The sequence below is a fragment of the Streptomyces sp. NPDC014764 genome (assembly GCF_043082785.1).
Classification (GTDB): Bacteria; Actinomycetota; Actinomycetes; order Streptomycetales; family Streptomycetaceae; genus Streptomyces; species Streptomyces althioticus.
The window spans coordinates 111,640-132,152 of record NZ_JBIBXY010000011.1 but is presented as its reverse complement, the minus strand read 5'-3'; the positions used below and the strand labels follow the sequence as shown (position 1 = coordinate 132,152).

At 73.4% G+C, this 20,513-nt stretch carries 15 protein-coding genes; 3 read left to right on the top strand and 12 right to left on the bottom strand.

Features of this window, described 5'->3' with window-relative positions; all coding sequences use genetic code 11:
* The first annotated feature begins 221 nt into the window (after positions 1-221).
* On the top strand, positions 222-908 hold the full coding sequence (gene pdxH / locus ACF1AG_RS24365) for a pyridoxamine 5'-phosphate oxidase (protein WP_387797719.1): 687 nt from the start codon (positions 222-224) through the stop codon (positions 906-908).
* Between the two features lie 338 nt (positions 909-1,246).
* Here pdxH and ACF1AG_RS24360 read toward each other — a convergent pair whose 3' ends face one another.
* The 10 genes from ACF1AG_RS24360 to ACF1AG_RS24315 all read right to left on the bottom strand — a co-directional run bounded on the left by ACF1AG_RS24360 (position 1,247) and on the right by ACF1AG_RS24315 (position 14,039).
* Complete coding sequence (locus ACF1AG_RS24360; protein WP_359599961.1) at positions 1,247-1,861, bottom strand: TetR/AcrR family transcriptional regulator; 615 nt, start codon at positions 1,859-1,861, stop codon at positions 1,247-1,249.
* Positions 1,862-1,868: 7 nt separating this feature from the next.
* Positions 1,869-2,603 carry an enoyl-CoA hydratase family protein gene (locus ACF1AG_RS24355; RefSeq protein WP_359599960.1) on the bottom strand — a complete coding sequence of 245 codons (735 nt, stop codon included), beginning with the start codon at positions 2,601-2,603 and terminating at the stop codon, positions 1,869-1,871.
* The gene (locus ACF1AG_RS24350) at positions 2,600-4,183 is read right to left on the bottom strand and encodes a 4-coumarate--CoA ligase family protein (RefSeq protein ID WP_391810387.1); all 1,584 of its coding nucleotides are present in this window, start codon (positions 4,181-4,183) and stop codon (positions 2,600-2,602) included. Before ACF1AG_RS24350 ends, ACF1AG_RS24355 begins: the two co-directional genes overlap by 4 nt.
* Positions 4,184-4,219: 36 nt before the next feature.
* Positions 4,220-5,383, bottom strand: coding sequence for an acyl-CoA dehydrogenase family protein (locus tag ACF1AG_RS24345; protein ID WP_359599958.1), 1,164 nt, complete (start codon positions 5,381-5,383; stop codon positions 4,220-4,222).
* 219 nt (positions 5,384-5,602) lie between these two features.
* Positions 5,603-7,450 (bottom strand): biotin carboxylase N-terminal domain-containing protein, encoded by a 1,848-nt coding sequence (locus tag ACF1AG_RS24340; RefSeq protein ID WP_359599957.1) that lies wholly within the window; start codon positions 7,448-7,450, stop codon positions 5,603-5,605.
* Between the two features lie 8 nt (positions 7,451-7,458).
* Positions 7,459-9,057, bottom strand: a complete 1,599-nt coding sequence (locus ACF1AG_RS24335) for a carboxyl transferase domain-containing protein (RefSeq protein ID WP_359599956.1) — start codon at positions 9,055-9,057, stop codon at positions 7,459-7,461.
* Positions 9,054-10,745, bottom strand: coding sequence for an acyclic terpene utilization AtuA family protein (locus tag ACF1AG_RS24330; RefSeq protein WP_391810386.1), 1,692 nt, complete (start codon positions 10,743-10,745; stop codon positions 9,054-9,056). The genes ACF1AG_RS24335 and ACF1AG_RS24330 overlap by 4 nt, the downstream gene beginning before the upstream one ends.
* The gene (locus ACF1AG_RS24325; RefSeq protein WP_391810385.1) at positions 10,742-11,542 is read right to left on the bottom strand and encodes a TIGR03084 family metal-binding protein; all 801 of its coding nucleotides are present in this window, start codon (positions 11,540-11,542) and stop codon (positions 10,742-10,744) included. The genes ACF1AG_RS24330 and ACF1AG_RS24325 overlap by 4 nt, the downstream gene beginning before the upstream one ends.
* Before the next feature lie 396 nt (positions 11,543-11,938).
* Positions 11,939-12,658 carry a hypothetical protein gene (locus ACF1AG_RS24320; protein WP_391810384.1) on the bottom strand — a complete coding sequence of 240 codons (720 nt, stop codon included), beginning with the start codon at positions 12,656-12,658 and terminating at the stop codon, positions 11,939-11,941.
* A gap of 424 nt (positions 12,659-13,082) precedes the next feature.
* A complete protein-coding gene (locus ACF1AG_RS24315; protein WP_359599951.1) occupies positions 13,083-14,039 on the bottom strand; it encodes an EamA family transporter in 957 nt (318 codons plus the stop codon).
* 244 nt (positions 14,040-14,283) lie between these two features.
* Between ACF1AG_RS24315 and ACF1AG_RS24310 the strand changes: the two genes are divergently transcribed.
* Positions 14,284-14,736, top strand: coding sequence for an NUDIX domain-containing protein (locus ACF1AG_RS24310; RefSeq protein ID WP_359599949.1), 453 nt, complete (start codon positions 14,284-14,286; stop codon positions 14,734-14,736).
* Positions 14,737-14,761: 25 nt separating this feature from the next.
* On the opposite strand, the gene ACF1AG_RS24305 is transcribed toward ACF1AG_RS24310, so the two are convergent.
* The gene (locus ACF1AG_RS24305; protein WP_359599948.1) at positions 14,762-16,822 is read right to left on the bottom strand and encodes a restriction endonuclease; all 2,061 of its coding nucleotides are present in this window, start codon (positions 16,820-16,822) and stop codon (positions 14,762-14,764) included.
* A 139-nt stretch (positions 16,823-16,961) separates the two neighbouring features.
* On the opposite strand from ACF1AG_RS24305, the gene ACF1AG_RS24300 reads away from it, so the two are divergent.
* Positions 16,962-17,426 carry a VOC family protein gene (locus ACF1AG_RS24300; RefSeq protein ID WP_387797826.1) on the top strand — a complete coding sequence of 155 codons (465 nt, stop codon included), beginning with the start codon at positions 16,962-16,964 and terminating at the stop codon, positions 17,424-17,426.
* A gap of 9 nt (positions 17,427-17,435) precedes the next feature.
* Here the strand turns inward: ACF1AG_RS24300 and ACF1AG_RS24295 are convergent, their stop codons facing one another.
* Positions 17,436-20,306, bottom strand: a complete 2,871-nt coding sequence (locus ACF1AG_RS24295; protein WP_391810383.1) for an FAD-binding and (Fe-S)-binding domain-containing protein — start codon at positions 20,304-20,306, stop codon at positions 17,436-17,438.
* Positions 20,307-20,513: the final 207 nt, after the last annotated feature.

Genomic DNA, 20,513 nt, shown 5'->3' with positions numbered 1-20,513 from the left:
GCGATCGGCGTGGGTCCGGGGATCCGCGGTCGGCTCGGTGGAACTCGCGGTCTGGACGTCACCCCTGTGATGCCCGGCTGGCGGTCACCCAACCGGATCAGTGCCAGCACGATATCCCTGAGTGCCAGTTTTGGGGAGGGTTCGCGGCACTGAGTGCCATCCGTGAGGTTGGGCACCGGCTGTTTGTGACGCGGGCCACCGCGCTCTCGCCGCCGGGGCGGATGCGGCAGGATGACGCCGTGACCGACCGAGACGCCGTCCCCCTCGATCTCGCTTCGATGCGCAAGCAGTACCGGACCGAGGGGCTCTCCGAGACCGACCTCGCCGCCACCCCCGTCGAGCAGTTCGCGCGCTGGTTCGCGCAGGCCGCGCGGGAGGGCGGGCTGTTCGAGCCGAACGCCGTGATCGTGTCGACCGCGGACGCGGCGGGCCGGCCCAGCTCCCGCACGGTGCTGCTGAAGCACTTCGACGAGAGCGGGTTCGTGTTCTACACGAACTACGAGTCCCGCAAGGGCCGCGACCTGGCCGAGAACCCGCACGTCTCGCTGCTGTTCCCGTGGCACCCGGTCGCCCGGCAGGTCGTCGTCACCGGCACGGCGCGGCGCACCGGGCGCGACGAGACCGCCGCGTACTTCCGTACCCGGCCGCACGGATCCCAGCTGGGCGCGTGGGCCAGCGGCCAGTCGACGGTGATCGCGTCCCGCGAGGAACTGGACACGGCGTACGCCGGCCTGGCGGCGCGCTACCCGGAACACGAGCGGGTCCCCGTCCCCCCGCACTGGGGCGGCTTCCGGGTCGTCCCGGAGACGGTGGAGTTCTGGCAGGGCCGCGAGAACCGCCTCCACGACCGTCTGCGGTACGTGGCCTTGCCCGGCGGGGGGTGGAGGGTGGAGCGGCTGGCGCCGTGAGCGGATGTCCTGCGGGACGCCTCGGGTCGTGCCGGAAGCGGCCCGTAAGGGCGGGCTGCGAAGCGGTCACCGCGCGCCCGGGAGCACGGCCGGGCGAGCGGTGCAGCCAGGGCACGCGAGCGCGCCGGACCGGGGGTCCCACCCGGCGTGCGTCTTCCCCGGCAAGGACGACGTCGCCGCGCTCGGCAGGAAGGCAAGCCGCGAGGTACTCGCCACGGGCGGCCGTGGCCGGCGCCGGGATCCAGACGCGCTCGGGCGCGCCGTCCCGCACGCTGTGAGGGCCGGTGCGCCTCGGCGCGGCCTCACAGCCTGCCGTAGCCCGGCCACCGACAGCGATCTCAGCGCAGGGCGTCGTCCAGCAGGTCCGCCCACTGGGCGACGACCCGTTCGCGGCGGGCGGTGTCGTCGCTGAGGAGGTTGGCGAGGCCCAGGCCGCGGGCCATGTCGAGGAGCCCCTGGACGGTCTCGCGGACGCCGGGGCGGGACTCGTCCGCGCCGAGGAGTTCCACCGCGATGCGGTGCGAGTCGCGCCCGACCCGCAGCTCCAGCTCGGTCACCCGCGGCCGCAGCTGCTCCTCGTCGGAGGCCGCCACCCACAGGTGCAGGGCGGCCCGGAACAGGGGCCCGGTGTAGAGGTCGACGAGCGCGGCCACCACCGCGCGGCGGTCGGATGTCGCGGCCCCTTCGGGGAAGAGGGCGCGCAGGGCGGTGGAGCGTTCCTCGGCGACGTACTCGACGGCGGCCGTGAACAGGTCCTCCCGGGTCGGGAAGTGATGCTGGGCGGCGCCCCGGGAGACGCCGGCCCGTTCGGCGACGACGGAGACCGTGGAGCCCGCCCAGCCGTGTTCGGCGAGGCAGGACACGGCGGCCTCCAGCAGCCGCTGGCGGGTGGCCCGGCTGCGGTCCTGCTTGGGGACGCGTCCGGCACGGTCGGCCGTGCTCACCTCACCCATGCCGCGCTCACACCGCCCATTCCGGATCCCGTCGTTCGAGGAACGCCGTCATGCCCTCGCGCGCGGGCGCGGAGGCGAAGAGGCGTGCCGAGAGCGCGGTCAGGGCGTCCGCGTCCCGGTCGAAGGTCTCCAGAACCTTAGCCGTGAGCAGCCGTTTCGTCTCGGCGAGGGCCTCGGGGGCGGACCGGCGCAGACCGTCGAGGATCGGCTCCAGGGTGTCGTCGGCCTCCTCACCGGCCGCGGTGAGCAGGCCGATGCGGGCGGCCTCGTCGGCGTCGAAGCGTTCCCCGGTGAGGTAGTAGCGGGTGAGCGCGCGCGGGTCGGTGCGCGGCAGCAGCGGCAGGGAGATCACCGCCGGCGCGACCCCGATGCGTACCTCGGTGAAGGCGAACGTCGCCGCGCGGGAGGCGACGCCGATGTCGCAGGCGGCGAGCAGCCCGAGCCCGCCCGCGCGGACGTGCCCGGTGACGCGGGCGACGACCGGTTTGGGCAGCTCGACGATCTGCCGGAGCAGACCGACGAGCGCGGCGGGCTCGGGCGGGTCCTTCAGGTCGGCCCCCGCGCTGAACGTGTTGCCGGTGTGGGTGAGGACCACCGCGCGGACGCCGGGGTCCTTCCCGGCGTCGGTGAGCGCGGCGGCAAGGCCGCCGACGAGCGCGGCGGACAGGGCGTTGCGGCGTTCCGGGGCGTCGAGGGACAGGATCTCGACGCCCCGGGTGCGACTGCGGCCGATCAGGGTCACGAGGGCTCCTTGTGCGCCGCCCGGAGTTCGCGGCGCAGGATCTTTCCGGAGGCGGCGCGGGGCACGCCGTCGATGAAGGTGACGTGCCGGACCCGCTTGTACGGGGCGACGCGCTCGGCGACGTACATCACGACTTCGCCGTCGGTGAGCTGCGGGGCGGACGGGTGGCGGACGACGAAGGCGTGCGGGACCTCGTTGCCGTCCTCGTTGTAGACGCCGATGACGGCGGCGTCGGCGACGCCGGGGTGGGTGAGCAGCAGCGCCTCCAGCTCGGCGGGCGCGACCTGGAAGCCCTTGTACTTGATGAGTTCCTTCACCCGGTCGACGACGAACAGCCAGCCTCCCTCACCGTCCACATAGCCGACGTCCCCGGTGTGCAGCCACCCGTCCTCGTCGATCATCGCGGCGGTGGCGTCGGGACGTCCGAGGTAGCCCTTCATCACCTGCGGGCCCCGGATGAGGATCTCCCCCGACTCGCCGGGATCGAGGTCCTTGCCGGGGTCGTCGAGGGACACGATCCGCATCTCGGTGCCGGCGATGAGCTTGCCGACGGTGCCGGGCGGCGCCTGGTCCATGAGGTCCAGCGGGACGACGTGGGTGCCGGGCGACAGCTCCGTCATGCCGTACGCCTGCCCGACCGGCGGCAGGCCGAGCCGCTGCGCGCAGGCGGCGGCGAGCTTCGCGTCCAGGGGCGCGGCGGCGCTGATGACGTGCTCCAGGGAGGACAGGTCGTACTCGGCGACCAGCGGGTGCTTGGCGAGGGCCAGCACGATCGGCGGGGCGACGTACAGGGCTGTGATGCGGTGGTTCTGGATGGCGGCGAGGAACTGCTCCAGGTCGAAGCGCGGCAGCACGACGACGGTCGCGCCGTGTCGCAGCGGGGCGTTCATCAGGGCGGTGAGGCCGTAGATGTGGAAGAACGGCAGCACGGCGAGGACGCGGTCACCGGGCCCGGCCGTGATCGCCGGCTGGAGCTGGGCGAGGTTGGTGGCGATCTGCCGGTGGGTGAGCATCACGCCCTTGGGGACGCCGGTGGTCCCGGAGGAGTACGGCAGTGCGGCGACGTCCTCGGCCGGGTCGATGTCGACGACCGGCTCGGGGCCCGTACAGGCCAGCATGTCGATCAGCGAGCGGTGTCCGGGCGCGCTGTCGCAGACGAAGATCTCCTCGACGCCGCCCGCGAGTTCGGCGGCTCTGCGCGCGCTGTCCAGCAGGGGTGACACGGTGACGATCCAGCGGGCCGCGCAGTCCTTCAGCTGCTTCGCGAACTCCTCGGGTGTCGCGAGCGGGTGCACGGTGGTGACGGAGGCGCCCGCGCGGGTCGCCGCGTAGAAGGCGGTGGGGAAGGCGATCGTGTTGGGGCTGTGCAGGGCGAGCACGTCCCCCTTGCGCACGCCCGCCTCGGCGAGCCCGGCGGCGACCCGCCGGTGGAACCGGTCCAGCTGTTCGTAGGTGAGGGTGGTGCCGTCGGTGCCGTCGATCAGGGCCGGGATGCTCCCGAACTCGGCGGCGCGGGCGAGCACCGCCTCGTGGATGGGGAGTTCGACCGGCGTGACGTCTGCGTACGCGCTGCGGAACATGGTTCCTCCAAGACGGCCGGGAGGCCTGCCGGTCGCCTAGTACGACTTGGGCAGGCCCAGGGTCTGGTGGGAGACGTAGTTGAGAATCATCTCCCGGCTCACCGGCGCAATACGAGACACGCGCGCGGCCGTTATCAGCGAGGCGAGTCCGAACTCACGGGTGAGGCCGTTGCCGCCGAGGGTGTGCACGGCCTGGTCGACGGCCTTGACACAGGCCTCGGCCGCCGCGTACTTGGCCATGTTGGCGGCCTCCCCCGCGCCGATGTCGTCGCCGGCGTCGTAGAGGTGGGCGGCCTTCTGCATCATGAGGCGGGCCAGTTCGAGGTCGATGTGCGCCTGTGCGAGGGGGTGCGCGATCGCCTGGTGGGAGCCGATGGGCGCCTTCCAGACGGTGCGGTCGCGTGCGTACTCGACGGCGCGGGACAGCGCGAAGCGGCCCATGCCGATCGCGAAGGCGGCCGTCATGATCCGCTCGGGGTTCAGGCCGGCGAACAGCTGGAGCAGACCGGCGTCCTCGTCGCCCACCAACGCGTCGGCGGGCAGCCGTACGTCGTCGAGGGTCAGCTCGAACTGCTTCTCCGAGGCGTTGAGTTCCATGTCGATCTTGTGGCGCTGGAAGCCCGGGGTGTCGCGCGGGACGATGAACAGGCAGGGCTTCAGGCTGCCGGTGCGGGCGTCCTCGGTGCGGCCGACGATGAGCGTGGCGTCGGCGATGTCCACGCCGGAGACGAAGACCTTGCGGCCGGTGAGGAGCCAGTCGCCGGTGGCCTCGTCGCGGCGGGCGGTCGTGGTGATGCGGTGGGAGTTGGAGCCGGCGTCGGGTTCGGTGATGCCGAAGGCCATGGTGCGGGTGCCGTCGGCGAGGGCGGGCAGCCAGTCCCGCTTCTGCTCCTCCGTGCCGAAGCGGGCGATCACCGTGCCGCAGATGGCCGGGGAGACCACCATGAGGAGGAGGGGGCAGCCGGCGGCGCCGAGTTCCTCGAGGACGATGGACAGTTCGGCGATGCCGCCGCCTCCGCCGCCGTGTTCCTCCGGGAGGTTGACGCCGAGGTAGCCGAGTTTGGCGGCCTCCGCCCAGAGTTCGGTGGCGGGCCTGCCTTCCTCGACGGTTCGGGTGAAGTAGGCGCGGCCGTATTTGTGGCCCAGGGCGGATACCGCTGCGCGGAGGGCCTTGTGTTCTTCTGACTCGATCACCGGCATGTGGGCTCCTTGGGAGGAGGGGCTGTGAGTCGGCGGGTGGGTGCGGGTTGTGTGTGGCTGGTCGCGCAGTTCCCCGCGCCCCTACGGGGTGGCGTGGGACGCGCGGTCTCTGCGGGTGCGTCGTGGCTGGTCGCGCAGTTCCCCGCGCCCCTGGGGGGCGGTTGCGGTCGTGCGGTTCCTGCGGGTTCGTGGGGGGTGCTCGCGCAGTTCCCCGCGCCCCTAGGGCGTGTTCGGCTCCACGACCGCCAACAAGGTGCCGAGCTCCACCTGTTGGCCCTCCTGTGCGTGGAGGGTGGTCAGGGTGCCTGTGGTGGGGGCCGTGATCTTGTGCTGCATCTTCATCGCCTCCAGCCAGAGCAGGGGCCGGCCCGCCTCCACCGACGCGCCCTCGGTGACGCCCTCGGCGATGCGGACCACCGTGCCCGGCATCGGGGCGAGGAGGGAGCCCGGGGCGTGGTCGGCCTCGGGATCGGGAAAGCGGGGAAGGACGGTGAGGGCGGTGGAGCCCGCGTACACGCGGTCGCCGTAGCGGCTCACCTCGTAGCGGCGGCGTACGCCGTCGGCTTCGAGGATCACCAGGGCCGCGTCGGCGTGGACGACCGTCACGCCGTCGGCCGCCAGGCCGGTGCGGGTGTGGCGGTAACGGACCTCGTGCTCCTCGCCGTTCACCGCGTACCGCTTGACCTGCGGCTGCGACGGCACGTTGCGCCAGCCGCCGAAGCGGGAGCGGCCGTGCGCGTCGGCGAGGGCGGCGGCGAGCGGGGCGTACGGGTCGGCGGCGGGCGCAGTGAGGGCGGGCAGGTGGCGGTCGTAGAAGCCGGTGTCCATGCGGCCCTGGGTGAATTCCTCGTGGCGCAGGGAGCGGACCAGCAGGTCGCGGTTGGTGACGGGGCCGTGGATCACCGCGCGTTCAAGGGCGGCGGCCAGCTTGCGGACCGCCTCCGCGCGGGTGGGGGCGTGGGCGACGACCTTGGCGAGCATCGGGTCGTAGTGGACGCCGATGTCGTCGCCGTCGGTGTGGCCGGTGTCGAGGCGGACGGCGCCGGGGACGGCGAGGCGGTGGAGGCGGCCGGTCTGCGGGGCCCAGCCGTGGGCGGGGTCCTCGGCGTAGAGGCGGGCCTCGACGGCGTGGCCGCGCGGGGCCGGCGGCCCGGGGTCCAGGGCGTGCCCCTCGGCGACCCGGATCTGCTCGGCGACGAGGTCCACGCCGAACACCTCCTCGGTGACGGGGTGTTCGACCTGGAGCCGGGTGTTCATCTCCAGGAAGTGCGCCCGTTCGCCCGCGACCAGGAACTCCACGGTGCCGGCGCCGACGTAGCCGACCGCGCGGGCGGCGCGTACGGCGAGGGTGTGGAGCTCCTCGGTGAGCGCGTCGGAGAGGCCGGGCGCCGGGGCCTCCTCGATCACCTTCTGGTGACGGCGCTGGAGGGAGCAGTCACGGGTGCCGAGCGCCCACACGGTGCCGTGGGTGTCGGCGAGGACCTGCACCTCGACGTGGCGGCCGTTCTCCAGGTACGGCTCGACGAACACCTCCCCGTCGCCGAAGGCGCTCGCCGCCTCCGCGCGGGCGGCGGCGAGTTCGGCGTCCAGGTCGGCGAGGTCGCGCACCACGCGCATGCCGCGTCCGCCGCCGCCCGCCGCGGCCTTCACCAGCACCGGCAGGTCGGCCTCGGTGACGTCGGTGAGCGGCTCGACGCCCATGAGCTGCTTGGCGCGCGTCTTGGACGCCATCGCCTCGATCGCCTCCGGCGGCGGCCCGATCCACACCAGGCCGGCGTCCCGGACGGCGCGCGCGAAGCCGGCGTTCTCGGAGAGGAATCCGTAGCCGGGGTGCACGGCGTCCGCGCCGGCCGCGAGGGCTGCCTTCACGATCAGGTCGCCGCGCAGATACGTGTCGGCGGGCGCCGATCCGGGGAGCCTTACGGCGGTGTCGGCGACGCGTGTGTGGAGGGCGTGCGCGTCGGCGTCGGAGTGCACGGCGACGGTCGCGATACCGAGGTCGCGGCAGGTGCGGGCGATGCGGCAGGCGATCTCGCCGCGGTTCGCGACAAGGACGGAAGTAATCAAGGGTTGCCTCACATCCGGAAGACGCCGAAGCCGCCGCGCGCGCCCTCGTAGGGCGCGGTGTGCACGGCGGACAGGCACAGGCCGAGGACGGTGCGGGTGTCGCGCGGGTCGATGACGCCGTCGTCGTACAGCCGCCCGGACAGGAACATCGGCAGGGACTCGGACTCGATCTGCTGCTCCACCATGGCCCGCAGCGCCGCGTCCGCCTCGTCGTCGTACGGCCGGCCCTTCGCCGCCGCCGACTGGCGGGCGACGATGGACAGGACGCCGGCGAGCTGCTGCGGGCCCATGACGGCGGACTTGGCGCTGGGCCAGGCGAACAGGAAGCGGGGGTCGTACGCCCGTCCGCACATGCCGTAGTGGCCGGCGCCGTAGGAGGCGCCCATGAGGACGGACAGGTGCGGGACGCGGGAGTTGGAGACCGCGTTGATCATCATGGCGCCGTGCTTGACGATGCCGCCCTGCTCGTACTCCTTGCCGACCATGTAGCCGGTGGTGTTGTGCAGGAACAGCAGTGGAATGTCACGCTGGTTGGCCAGCTGGATGAACTGCGCGGCCTTCTGCGACTCCTCGCTGAAGAGGACGCCCTGCGCGTTGGCGAGGATGCCGACCGGGTGGCCGTGCAGGGACGCCCAGCCGGTGACGAGGCTGGCGCCGTACAACGGCTTGAACTCGTCGAAGTCGGAGGCGTCGACGATCCTCGCGATCACCTCGCGTGGGTCGAAGGGGATCTTCAGGTCGCCGGGCACGATGCCCAGCAGTTCCTCCGGGTCGTACTTGGGCGGCTCGGCGGGACCCGGATCGGGGTACGCCTTGCGGTGGTTGAGGCGGGCGACGACCCGGCGGGCCTGGCGCAGCGCGTCCGGCTCGTCCACGGCGAAGTGGTCGGCGAGGCCGGAGACGCGGGCGTGCATCTCCGCACCGCCCAGGGACTCGTCGTCGCTCTCCTCGCCGGTCGCCATCTTCACCAGCGGCGGGCCGCCGAGGAACACCTTGGCCCGTTCCTTGACCATGATCGTGTGGTCGGACATGCCGGGCACGTACGCGCCGCCCGCCGTGGAGTTGCCGAAGACGACGGCGATCGTGGGGATGCCGGCCGCCGAGAGCCGGGTGAGGTCGCGGAAGATCGCGCCGCCCGGGATGAAGATCTCCTTCTGCGACGGAAGGTCGGCGCCGCCGGACTCGACCAGGCTGATCAGCGGCAGCCGGTTGGCGAGCGCGATGTCGTTGGCGCGCAGGGCCTTCTTCAGCGACCAGGGGTTGCTGGCGCCGCCGCGCACGGTCGGGTCGTTGGCGGTGATCACGCACTCCACGCCCTCGACGACCCCGATGCCGGTGACCATGGACGCGCCGACGGTCCAGTCGCTGCCCCAGCCGGCCAGCGGGGACAGTTCCAGGAACGGGGTGTCCGGGTCGAGCAGCAGCTCGACACGTTCGCGGGCGAGCAGCTTGCCGCGCTTCCGGTGCCGCTCGACGTACTTCTCGCCGCCGCCCGCGAGAGCCTTCGCGTGCTCGGCGTCGAGTTCGGCCAGCCTGGCGAGCATCGCCTCCCGGTTCTCCCGGTGGTCCGGGTCGGACGGGTTCAGGGCGGACGCGAGGACCGTCACAGGAGCACCTCCGGGATGTCGGCGTGCCGGGAGCGCAGCCACTCCCCCAGCGCCTTGGCCTGCGGATCGAAACGGGCCTGCGCGGCGACGCCCTCGCCGAGGATGCCCTCGACGACGAAGTTCAGGGCGCGCAGGTTTGGCAGCGCGTGCCGGGTGACGGGCAGCTCGGGGGCCTCGGGGACCAGCTCCCGGAACCGCTCGACGGTCAGCTCGTGCGCGAGCCACCGCCAGGCGTCGTCCGTCCGCGCCCACACGCCGACGTTGGCGTTCCCGCCCTTGTCGCCGCTGCGCGCGCCGGCGACCCGGCCGAGAGGCGCGCGCGTGGTCGGCCCCGGCGGCAGCGGTTCGGGGAGGGCGGGTGACGGTACGGCGTCGAGGACGGCGGTGTCCTGGGGCGGGTCCACGGTGATCCGACGCCCGTCATGGAGGGCGGCCACATGGTCGACGTCCCCATGGGGCACGTACACATCCTCGAAGACCCCATAGGGCGAGCCCTTCCCCGGTGGGGCCACCACATGAAAGCCGGGGTAGCCGCCCAGCGCCAGTTCGATCGCGGCCCCGCTGAGCACCCGCCCGACCTTCTGCTGGTCCGGGTCCCGTACGACGAGACGCAGCAGCGCGCTGGCGGTCTCCTCGGTGTCGGCGTCGGGCCTGTCGGTACGGGCGAGGTCCCACCGCACCTCGGCGGGCGGGGACGTGGCGAGGGCGTCGCCCATCTGCTCTCGGACCAGCGCGGCCTTGGCCTCGATGTCGAGTCCGGTGAGCACGAAGACGACCTCGTTGCGGAACCCGCCGAGCCGGTTGCGCCCCACCTTCAGCGTGGGCGGCGGGGCCTCCCCGAGCACCCCCTCGATCCGCACCCGGTCGGGCCCGTCCTGGGTGAGCGTGACGGTGTCCAGCCGCGCGGTGACGTCCGGCCCGGCGTAGCGGGCGCCGCCCGTCTCGTAGAGCAGTTGCGCGGTGACCGTGCCCACGTCGACGAAGCCGCCGGTGCCGGGGTGCTTGGTGACCACGCAGGAGCCGTCGGGGTGGATCTCCGCGAGGGGGAAGCCGGGCCGCCGCAGGTCACGGGGGTCGTGCTCGGCGAAGAAGGCGTAGTTGCCGCCGGTCGCCTGCGCCCCGCACTCCAGGACGTGCCCGGCGACGACCGCCCCGGCCAGCCGGTCGTGGTCCGTCGGCTCCCAGCCGAAGTGCGCGGCGGCGGGCCCGGTGACGAGGGCGGCGTCGGTGACCCGCCCGGTGACGACCACGTCGGCGCCGGCCCGCAGGCACTCCGCGATGCCGAAGCCGCCGAGGTACGCGTGCGCGGCGAGGCTGCCGGGGTGGCGGGCGGTGAGGTCGTCGCCCTCGACGTGCGCGACGCGGAGGGGGATGCCGAGGCGGACCGCCAACTCCCTTACCGCGTCAGCCAGTCCGGCCGGGTTGAGCCCGCCCGCGTTGGTGACGACGCGGACGCCCTTCTCGTGGGCGAGGCCCAGGGTGTCCTCGAGCTGGCGCAGGAAGGTGCGGGCGTACCCGGCGGAGGGGTCCTTCAGCCGGTCGCGGGCCAGGATGAGCATGGTCAGTTCGGCGAGGTAGTCGCCGGTGAGGACGTCGAGGTCGCCGCCGGTCAGCATCTCGCGCAGCGCGTCGAAGCGGTCGCCGTAGAAGCCGGAGAAGTTGCCGATGCGCAAGGGCTCCGTCGTCACGGGGTGCCGTCCCCCTTCGGTTCCCGCCCGCCGCCGGGCGGCCCGGCGAAGGCCTGCGCGATGTCCAGCCAGCGGCCGGCGTCGGGGCCTTCGGCGGTGAGGTCCAGGTCGGCTCGGTGGGCGCGCCGGGTGACCAGGAGACAGAAGTCGAGCGCGGGGCCGGTGACGCGCTGCGAGGCGTCCTCGGGCCCGTACGCCCACACGTCACCGCCGTCCGGCGCGGTCAGCTCGACGCGGAAGGGGCCGGCGGGCGGGGTGAGGCCGTGCACGCCGTAGGCGAAGTCGCGGGTGCGGACGCCGAGCCAGGCGATGTGGCGGAGGCGGCCGGTGGGCGGGCGGGTCACGCCCAGCGTGTCGGTGACGTCCTGGGCGTGCGCCCAGGTCTCCATCAGACGCGCGGTGGCCACGGAGGCGGCCGACATCGGCGGCCCGAACCACGGGAACCGCGCCCCGTCCGGCGCCTCCCGCAGCGCCTTCTCCAGCGCCGCGCGCCCCTCCCGCCAGCGGGCCAGCAGCGCGGCGGGCTCGGCGCGGGCGTACTCCTCGGCGCCGTCGTCGACGTAGGTGTGCGGGGCGGCGAGGGCCTGTTCGACGATCGCGCGGAAGCCGTCGGCGTCGGTGACGGCGGTCAGGGCGCAGTGGTCGGTCCAGGCGAGGTGCCCGATCTGGTGGGCGACGGTCCATCCGGCGGCAGGCGTGGGCAACGCCCACCGCTCCGGCTCCAGCCCGGCCACCAACCGGTCGAGCTCCTCACTCTCCTCACGCAGATCGTCGATCACAGGCGTCGGATCGGACACGAGGTCGCTCCCCTCGGGACACGGACACGGCGGTGTGCGGCGTGCTGAGGAGCATGGCAGCGGCCACGAAAACAAGCAAGCATGCTTGCATGATTGATGTCGTCCGGTGCACGACCGACGGCGAAGGCCGCGCCCCGCACCGGGGACGCGGCCTTCGTCAGGGAGGAGCCCGGCGCGTACGGCGTGGCCGGCCAGGGCGGTTCGGCTTCCGGGTCCGCGTCGATCAGTTCGGCGGTGTACGCGCCCTTCAGGGTCCGGGCCACCCTGATCTCCTGGGCCAAGCGCCGCCGGAAGGTGGGGTTGTCGGCCGGTTCCGACCGCACGGCCTTGACCGCCCCGCCCGGCCGCGCCGTGTGTGCCCGCGAGCTGCGCAAGGAATGGCAGCAGCCTCCGGGCTCACGCCCCGCGTGTGAAGGCGACGTCCGTGAGGTCGCGTTCCAGGACGACACCCTGATGGCCGTAGGTGCGGATCGAAGGCACCTTCAGCAGCAGGCAGAAGCGGTCGGTCGAGGCGACCGTGTCCGCTATCCGGCGGCAGGAACGGCGGAGGAAGTAGAGGGCGGCGTGGTTGGTGAGGGCCGACTGCCCGCAGACCAGGATCACGGGCCGCTCACCGCCGGGAGCGGTGAACTTGGCGAGAAGCACGTACCCCTCGTTCCCGCTGTCCCACCGGTGGATCGTCCCGCCCGCCTCGAACGCCAGCGGGTGCTCCGGGTGGGTATAGGGATGGAACGTGACGCCGGGCAGGCTGTGGGCGACGTGGCCCGCGCTCCGGACGTTCGATCCGAGCGGCCCCCCGATGCAGAACTCGGGCTTGTCCCCGTTGCTCCCCCGGAAGTCGTCGCCGCGGACGACCTCGACCTCGCACTGCAGGCTGTGACTGACGACGGCCGCCTCGATCATCGCCTGGACGTCGTGGTGATGCGTGGTGCCCGGGGCGCCGTACTTGTTGTTCATGACGATCAGACACGTGTCGCCGGGCCGGGCCCCGACCACGCGCATCCGTAGTCGCAGGTCACGATTGTGCTTGCCGCGCTGCCACAGCCACACCGCCAGGCCGCTCAGACAACTGGCGATGAGCCCCAGCATGAGATCGCCCAACGCCCCCGCCAGCATGCCGCTCCCCCCTGTGCGTGCCCGTACCCTACCCGGCCGGGCGGCGGGCGACGCCGCACCCGCCTCACGAGCCGATCGCCCCCTTGACGTCTCGGCGACGGCGGCCCACGACCGGCGCGAGCGGTCAGGGAAGAGGGTGGGACCGGAGTCACGCTCGTCTCTCCGAACAGCCGGCCCTCTCACGTGACCGGACCCCTCCCGGAGCCACGAAGGGGACAGCGCCATGCCGGTGTCCGCCAGGTGCAGTACCTCAGCCGCCCGCACCGGTTCACCGGCCGTCTTCTCCACCTCGGCGAGGAAGTCCTCGGCAGGACACCTTCGTCGCCGGCGGCTTCTTCGTCCACATGATCACGCCGCGCCCGGAACTCCTCACCGTCGGGCAGGTGACACCCGGACCGCCGCGTCTCGACGTGCCCGGCGGTCGTCAGGAGCCACCCCCGGCCCCCTTCACCCTCCCCCGGCCCACCTGCGTCCGCACCGCGCCCATGCTCGCCGCGATGACCAGCGCGATGGCGGCGGCCTCCGTCGCGGCGAGGGCCTGGTCGAGGATGAGGAAGCCGGCGGTGGCCGCGAGGGCCGGCTCCAGGCTCATCAGGATCGCGAACGTCGACGCGGGCAGGCGTCGCAGCGCGAGGAGTTCGAGGGTGTAGGGCAGGACGGACGACAGCACCGCGACCGCCGCGCCCAGCGCGAACGTCGTCGGGTCCAGCAGCTTCGTGCCGGACTCCAGCACGCCCAGCGGCAGGAACAGCACCGCCGCCACCGCCATGGCGAGCGCGAGCCCGTCCGCCTGCGGGAAGCGGCGTCCGGTCCGCGCGCTGAAGACGATGTACGCCGCCCACATGGCGCCTGCGGCCAGGGCGAACGCGACGCCCAGTGGGTCGAGGCCGCTGAAGCCTCCGCCGCCGAGGAGGAACACACCGGCGAGGGCCAGCGCGGCCCACACGAGGTTGACCGCGCGTCGGGAGGCCAGCACGGAGAGGGTGAGCGGGCCCAGCACCTCCAGGGTGACCGCGGGGCCGAGCGGGATGCGGGCGACGGACTGGTAGAAGAGGCCGTTCATCGCGGCCATGGCGATACCGAAGACGATCACCGTGCCCCAGTCGGTGCGCGAGTGACCACGCAGCCGCGGCCGGCACAGCACCATCAGCACCACCGCCGCGACCAGCAGCCGCAGGGTCACCACCCCGAGCGCGCCGGCGCGCGGCATCAGTGTGACCGCGAGCGCCCCGCCGAACTGGACGGAGATGCCGCCGGCCAGCACCAGTCCGACCGGCCCGAGGGAGCCGCGGCGGCCGCCCGGGGCGCCGGCCTGCGCGGGGGCGGGGCCGGGGGCCTGCCCGGAAGCGGTGGACGAGGTGGCGGCGCTGGGGGTGGTCACGGTGCCTTCCAGGGACGTAGGAGACGCGAGCGGTGCGGGGTGACGCGCGACTGCGTCGAGTGTGCACCTCGATGTACTCGCGGGTCCAGCATATTGGACTACGTCAGCACCGTGAAGCGTTTATATGCCTGACGATGCGACCCGTGTCCCGTCCGGGTCAACTCCGTCCACGGTGCGGACGTCCTACCCGGTACGGTTCCCCCTGGTGACACCCCGTCCGCTCCCCCTTTTCGGCTGAGGTTCCGTGCGACGACTCCTGGTCCGTGTCTGGCGACTCCTGCGCCCGCTGCAGAGCCGCATCGTGTGGCTGCTGCACGCCAAGTTCGTGGTCGGCGTGACCGGAGTGGTGCGCGACGACGAGGGACGGGTGCTGCTGCTGAATCACCGGATGTGGCCGCCCGGCCGCCAGTGGGGCCTGCCGAGCGGCTTCGCGCGCAAGGGTGAGGACTTCCGGGCGACCGTGGTGCGCGAGGTCAAGGAGGAGACGGGCCTCGACGTGGAGGTCGGCCGCCTGGTCATGCTGAACAGCGGCCTGCGCACCCGCATGGAGGTGGCCTTCGAGGCCCGCCTCCTCGGCGGGGAACTGCGCCTGGACCCGTTCGAGATCCTGGAGGCCCGCTGGTGCGAACCGGACGCCCTGCCCGAGGGCGTCCAGCCGGTGTGCCACCCCCTGGTCCGGGGCGAGACGACGCCCTGAGGGGCGTGAGCGCCCCCGCGCAGGGCTACCGCACCTCGATCCCGAAGTCCTGCACCAGCTCCTCCAGCCCGCCCCGGTACCCCTTCCCGCCCAGGACGAAGTCCCAGTCCCCGTTCGAGCGGCGGCGGAAGGAGCCGAGGACCAGGGCCGTCTCTCCCGCCCGGCCGTCGGACACCTCGAGCTGTCCAAGCTCGGTCAGGCTCGGGTCGAGGAGGCGGATGCGGGCGTCCGTGAAGCCCGCGAGGTCCGCGTCCGGGTTGATCTCCGGGTCGACGGCGGCGACGAGCACGAAGCGGTCGGCCTCGTCGGGCAGGCCGTCGAAGGTGACGCGGATCGCGGCCTTGTCGGGGGCGGTGGCGTCCAGGGCGCGGACGGCGCCGTCCGGGGTACCGGGGTTGTTGAAGAAGACGAAGTGGTCGTCGCTGAGCACACGGCTGCCGCGGCACACCAGCGCGCACACGTCCAGGGCGACACCGCCGGTCCAGGTCATGCCGAGGACGTTGTAGTCGTCGGGCAGCCGGTCCTCGTCCGGGTCCGCCGGAGGGGCCGTGTCCCTCGTCGTCCCGTCGCCCAGCCGCCCCCGCAGTCCGTGCCGGTGGAGGAGGTCGACCAGTTCGGGGCCCGCGATGAGCTCCAGGGGTTTGCCGTTGGAGAAGGTGTGCGAGCCGGGGCCGAAGCCGGACGTCGTGACGAGGACGCCCTTGTTGGCGCCGGCGTCCTGCACGGTGCCGTAGAGATCGCGTACGGCGGTGGGCGGGACCGTGTTCCGGTAGCGCTTCACCTGGACGACGATCTTGCCGCCCCGGATCGGCGTCGGGTCCAGCGCGTCGACGTCCACGCCGCCGTCGTTGGAGCGCTGGGTGGTCACCGCCTGCATGCCCATGGCGCGGAAGAGGTCGGCGACCAGGTTCTCGAAGGCCACCGGGTCCATCGCGAAGAGATCGGGGTCCTCGTCGCCGCCGTGGGCGACGACCCGGCTGCCGACGTCCTGCGGCCGCCTTCCCGGCCGTACCGCCGCGAGTTGGTCGGGGCGGGCCGAGATCTGCCCGCGCAGCGCGTCGGAGAAGCAGCTCTCCGGGTCCACCTGCGCCAGGTGCAGCTCCTGGAACGCGGCGCGCTCGGCCATGACGGTAGCGAGGTGGATCCGCCCGGGGCGGCCTGTCGTCGGGTCGTGGCCGTCGACGAAGCCGTTCAGCGCCACCGACTCCAGCGCGCCCTGCTCGTCCGCGGCGAACAGCTCGTGCAGCACGAGCAGCATGCACTGGGCCAGGATTTCCTTGTACAGCGCACGCCGCTGGCCCACGGGGCGGGGCGTCTCCTTGTCCTGGTCGACGCTCGCCATGTACCGGACCGACTTGGTCTCCGGCACCACCTCGTACGCGGGCAGCTCCCAGTCCAGGACGAGCTGTCCCGCCGCCGGGTCGTAGGCCGCGGCCACCTGGCGCGGGAAGCCCTCCGGCCAGGCCGTCGAGGAGTAGAGGGCGGCGGAGAAGTACTCGATCACCGCGTCGGGCTCGCGACGGCGCACGCCCTCGACGGTCGCGGTGACGCCTGCGTTGTGGCGGCGCACCTCGGCCAGCTGGGCGTCGGCCCACTCCTGGTACTGCCGCTGGTAGGCGGCGAGCTGCTGCTGCCGCTGCGCCTCGGCGGCCTGCGCCGCGTGCCGGTCCCGCTCGAACCGCGCCCGCGCCTCCGCCTGCGCCTGGGCCCTGCGGTTCGCGGTCCAGCCCCCGCCCTGCGGCTGGTAGGCGCGGGCGTCCGGCATGGGTACCGGCTGGGCGAGCGGGCCGGGCGCGAACGGCTGCACGGTCTCCGCCCGCATCAGCGCCGCGGCCCGGAACGGCGTCGCCCGGCACCCCGCCGCGAGCAGCTCCCGCAACGACGCGACCTGCGCGTCCAGTTGCTCCGTACGCCGGAGGGCCTCCGCCTTCCGGTACTCGCGGTGGTCCCGCTCGACGCGCCGCTGATGGGCCCGCGCCCGCTGTCCCTCCTGCCGGAGCCGCCTGGCGTCGGCCTCCTGCTGACGCTGCTGCTGCCGCTGCATCTCGGCCCAGACGCCGACAAAACCGGTGGAACGACGACTCATGAGCTGCGGGCCCTCCCCCCCCCAATGCACTCCGGCTGTCCCCACAACCAGGTGTGACGCACGACTTTAGCCAGCACCAGCTGCCCCGCACATCGACTTGACAGAGGCGGTCCCGGGGCTTCGGGCGCGGCTCGCAGAAATGCGGTGGCGGCCGGCCGACCGCTTGTTAGGGTGCCCCGTGGCAGAGATCAGGCAGGTGCAAGTCACCTTCGACTGTGCGGAGCCCGAGCGGCTGGCGCGGTTCTGGTGCGAGGTGCTGGGGTACGCCGTCACGGCGCCCAAGGGGTTCGCGTCGTGGGACGACTTCAACCGGGTCCAGTTTCCCGAGGGGGACGGGGCGTGGTGCGCGTGCGCCGACCCGACCGGCGCCGGCCCGCGGCTCTTCTTCCAGCGGGTGCCCGAGGGCAAGACCGTCAAGAACCGCGTCCATCTCGACGTCCGCGTCGGCACCGGGCTGACCGGTGAGGAGCGGCTGGCCGCACTGGAGGCCGAGTGCGCCCGGCTGATCCCCCTCGGCGCCACCCGGCAGCGGCTGCTCTACGACGGCACCGACTCGTGCATCGTCATGCAGGACATCGAGGGGAACGAGTTCTGCCTCGACTGAGGCATCCCCTCACGCGTCCAGCGCCTCCGCCAGGATCTCCGCGAGATGGCGGCCCCGCACTCCTCCCAGCTGCTCGAGCTGCGTCCGGCAGGAGAAGCCGTCCGCCTGGACCACCGCGTCCTCCGGCGCCTCCCGTACGGAGGGGAGCAGCTGCTCCTCCGCGCAGGCGCGCGAGACGTCGTAGTGGCCCTTCTCGAAGCCGAAGTTGCCTGCCAGGCCGCAGCACCCGCCTGCCAGTTCGCCCGTGAGTCCGGCCGCCTCCCGCAGTCTGCGGTCGGGTTCGTCGCCCAGGACCGCGTGCTGGTGGCAGTGGGTCTGGCCGGTGACCGGGCGGTTCACGGCGGGCGGGGTCCAGCCGGGGGCGTACCGCTCCAGCGCCTCCGCGAACGTCAGGACGCGGGACGCGAGCCGCGCCGCACGCGGGTCGTCGTGCAGAAGCTCCGGCGCGTCCGTGCGCAGTGCCGCCGCGCAGCTCGGTTCGAGGACCACCAGCGGCGCGTCCGTCGCGAGGACCGGTTCCAGCAGGTCCAGGGTGCGGCTCAGCACCGTACGGGCGCGGTCCAGCTGGCCCGTGGAGATGTACGTCAGGCCGCAGCAGACCCTGCCCCGGCGCGCGGTCAGCAGGGACAGCGCCGCACGTGACCGGGCGTCGCCCACACGTCCGCCGGAGGCCGGCCGCAGCGTCGGCGGCAGCGCCACCCGCAGCCCCGCCGCCTCCAGCACCCGTACGGCCGCCCGGCCGACCGACGGCGAGAGATGCTCGGTGAAGGTGTCCGGCCACAGCACCACCAGCGGACCCTCGCTCGCGGCGGACGAGCGCCTCCTCCGCCACCAGCGGGTGAACGGCTCCCGCGCCACCCGCGGGATCTCCCGCTCTTCCGCGATCCCGCCCACCCGTTTCGCCGGCCGCGCGAGCGGTCCCACCGACGCGAGCGCGTTCGCCACGCCCGCCGTCCGGGTCCGGGCCGCCCAGGACAGCCACACCGGCAGCCGTCCCATCGCGTAGTGCGCGGCGGGACGGCGGCGGCCCGCGTAGTGGTGGTGCAGGAACTCCGCCTTGTACGTGGCCATGTCGACGCCCACCGGGCAGTCGGACCTGCACCCCTTGCAGGACAGGCACAGATCGAGCGCGTCCCGCACCTCCGGGGAGCGCCAGCCGTCCGTCACCACCTCGCCCGCGAGCATCTCGTGCAGCAGCCGGGCGCGCCCCCGCGTGGAGTGCTCCTCCTCCCCCGTCACCCGGAACGACGGGCACATCACGGCGGACCCCGACACGGACGTCGTACGGCACTTGGCGACGCCCACGCAGCGCCGCACGGCGGCCGGGAAGTCGCCGGCGTCGGCGGGGTAGCCGAAGGCGACGTCGACCGGTTCACGGGGCAGGGCGGTGAAGCGGAGGTCCGCGTCGAGCGGTGCGGGGCGGACCAGCATGCCGGGGTTGAGTAGGCCGTCCGGGTCCCACACGCCCTTCACCCGCTCGAAGAGGGCGACCGTCTCCGCGCCGTACATGCGCGGGAGCAGTTCCGCGCGTGCCTGCCCGTCGCCGTGCTCGCCGGAGAGGGAGCCGCCGTGGGCGACGACGAGGTCCGCCAGCTCCTCCGAGAAGCGCCGGAAGCGGGCCACGCCCGGCCCGGTCAGCAGGTCGAAGTCGATACGGACGTGGATGCAGCCGTCCCCGAAGTGCCCGTACGGGGTGCCGCGCAGGCCGTGCTCGGCGAGCAGCGCCCGGAAGTCCCGCAGATAGTCGCCGAGCCGGGCGGGCGGCACCGCGCAGTCCTCCCAGCCGGGCCACGCCTCGCTCCCGTCCGGCATCCGGGTCGCCGTCCCGCTCGCGTCCTCCCGGATGCGCCACAGCGTGCGCATCCGGGCCGGGTCGGTGACCACCAGCGCGTTCACGACGTCCGCCGCCCGCACGATCGCCTCGGCGGCCGCGCGGGCCTCCGCCTCGGTGTCGCCACCGGCCTCGACGAACAGCCACGCCCCTCCGCGGGGCAGGTCGGCGGCGGACGGCACCAGGTCGGCCGCCATGCCCTCCACCGTCAGCGGCCGGTACGGCAGCAGCCCCGCCGCCGCCTGCGCGGCCCCGCTCTCGTCGGCGTACGCCAGCACGGCGAGCGCCCGCGCACGGGGCGCCCGTACGAGGGTCAGCTCCGCCTCGGTGAGCACGGCGAGGGTGCCTTCCGAGCCGCAGAGGGAGCGGGCGACGTCGGCGCGGTTCTCGGGGAGCAGGGCGTCCACCGCGTACCCGGAGATACGGCGCGGCAGGTCGGGGAAGCCCGTGCGCAGACGCGCCAACTCCCCCTCCACCAGCGCGCGCAGACCTTCCGGGGCGCCCGCCCAGCCGGGTCCGGGGCGCAGCCGCTCGCCTCGCGCGGTGATCACCGACAGGGTGCGCACGTTGTCGGCGGTCGTGCCCCAGGCGACCGAGTGGGAGCCGCAGGAGTTGTTGCCGATCATGCCGCCGAGGGTGCAGCGGCCGTGGGTGGACGGGTCGGGGCCGAAGCGGAGACCGTGCGGGGCGGCGGCCTCCTGGAGCCGGTCGAGGACCAGGCCCGGCTGCACGACGGCGGTGCCCGCCTCCGGGTCGAGGGACAGCAGACGGTTCATGTGGCGTGTGAAGTCGAGCACGATGCCCGTGCCGGTCGCCTGTCCCGCGATCGACGTGCCGCCGCCGCGCGGCACGACGGGCACCCCGTGCTCCCGGCACACCGCGAGCGCCGCCGCGACGTCGTCGGCGTCCCGGGGCGCGACCACGCCGAGCGGAATCCGGCGGTAGTTGGAGGCATCCATCGTGGTCAGCGCCCGCGCGGTGACTCCGAGGTCCACCTCGCCGCGTACCGCCCCGCGCAGCGCCGCCGCCAGTTCCCGCTGATCCGTCATGCCCTCAGGATGCCTCCGCGGGGGCGCGGCGGGGGCGGCGGCACACCCGCCGCGGAACGGTCCGGGGAGGCGCCGTACCGACTGTTTAACCAAGAACGGAAGCAGAATCTTCCCAACCCGATCACGAACTCCCATATAGTGACCGCGAGTTGCGCGCAGTTGTCGGACCTCGTTCGCAAAGCGACCCCTGCATCAGGTCCGGCGACC

Bases quoted from the DNA above. Each gene is read 5' to 3' on its own strand.
- pdxH (WP_387797719.1), top strand. From the start codon at position 222: ATGCGGCAGGATGACGCCGTGACCGACCGAGACGCCGTCCCCCTCGAT.
- ACF1AG_RS24345 (WP_359599958.1), bottom strand. From the start codon at position 5,383: ATGCCGGTGATCGAGTCAGAAGAACACAAGGCCCTCCGCGCAGCGGTA.
- ACF1AG_RS24320 (WP_391810384.1), bottom strand. From the start codon at position 12,658: ATGCTGGCGGGGGCGTTGGGCGATCTCATGCTGGGGCTCATCGCCAGT.
- ACF1AG_RS24300 (WP_387797826.1), top strand. From the start codon at position 16,962: ATGCGGTGGCGGCCGGCCGACCGCTTGTTAGGGTGCCCCGTGGCAGAG.
- ACF1AG_RS24295 (WP_391810383.1), bottom strand. From the start codon at position 20,306: ATGACGGATCAGCGGGAACTGGCGGCGGCGCTGCGCGGGGCGGTACGC.
- ACF1AG_RS24350 (WP_391810387.1), bottom strand. From the start codon at position 4,183: ATGTTCCGCAGCGCGTACGCAGACGTCACGCCGGTCGAACTCCCCATC.
- ACF1AG_RS24305 (WP_359599948.1), bottom strand. From the start codon at position 16,822: ATGAGTCGTCGTTCCACCGGTTTTGTCGGCGTCTGGGCCGAGATGCAG.
- ACF1AG_RS24360 (WP_359599961.1), bottom strand. From the start codon at position 1,861: ATGGGTGAGGTGAGCACGGCCGACCGTGCCGGACGCGTCCCCAAGCAG.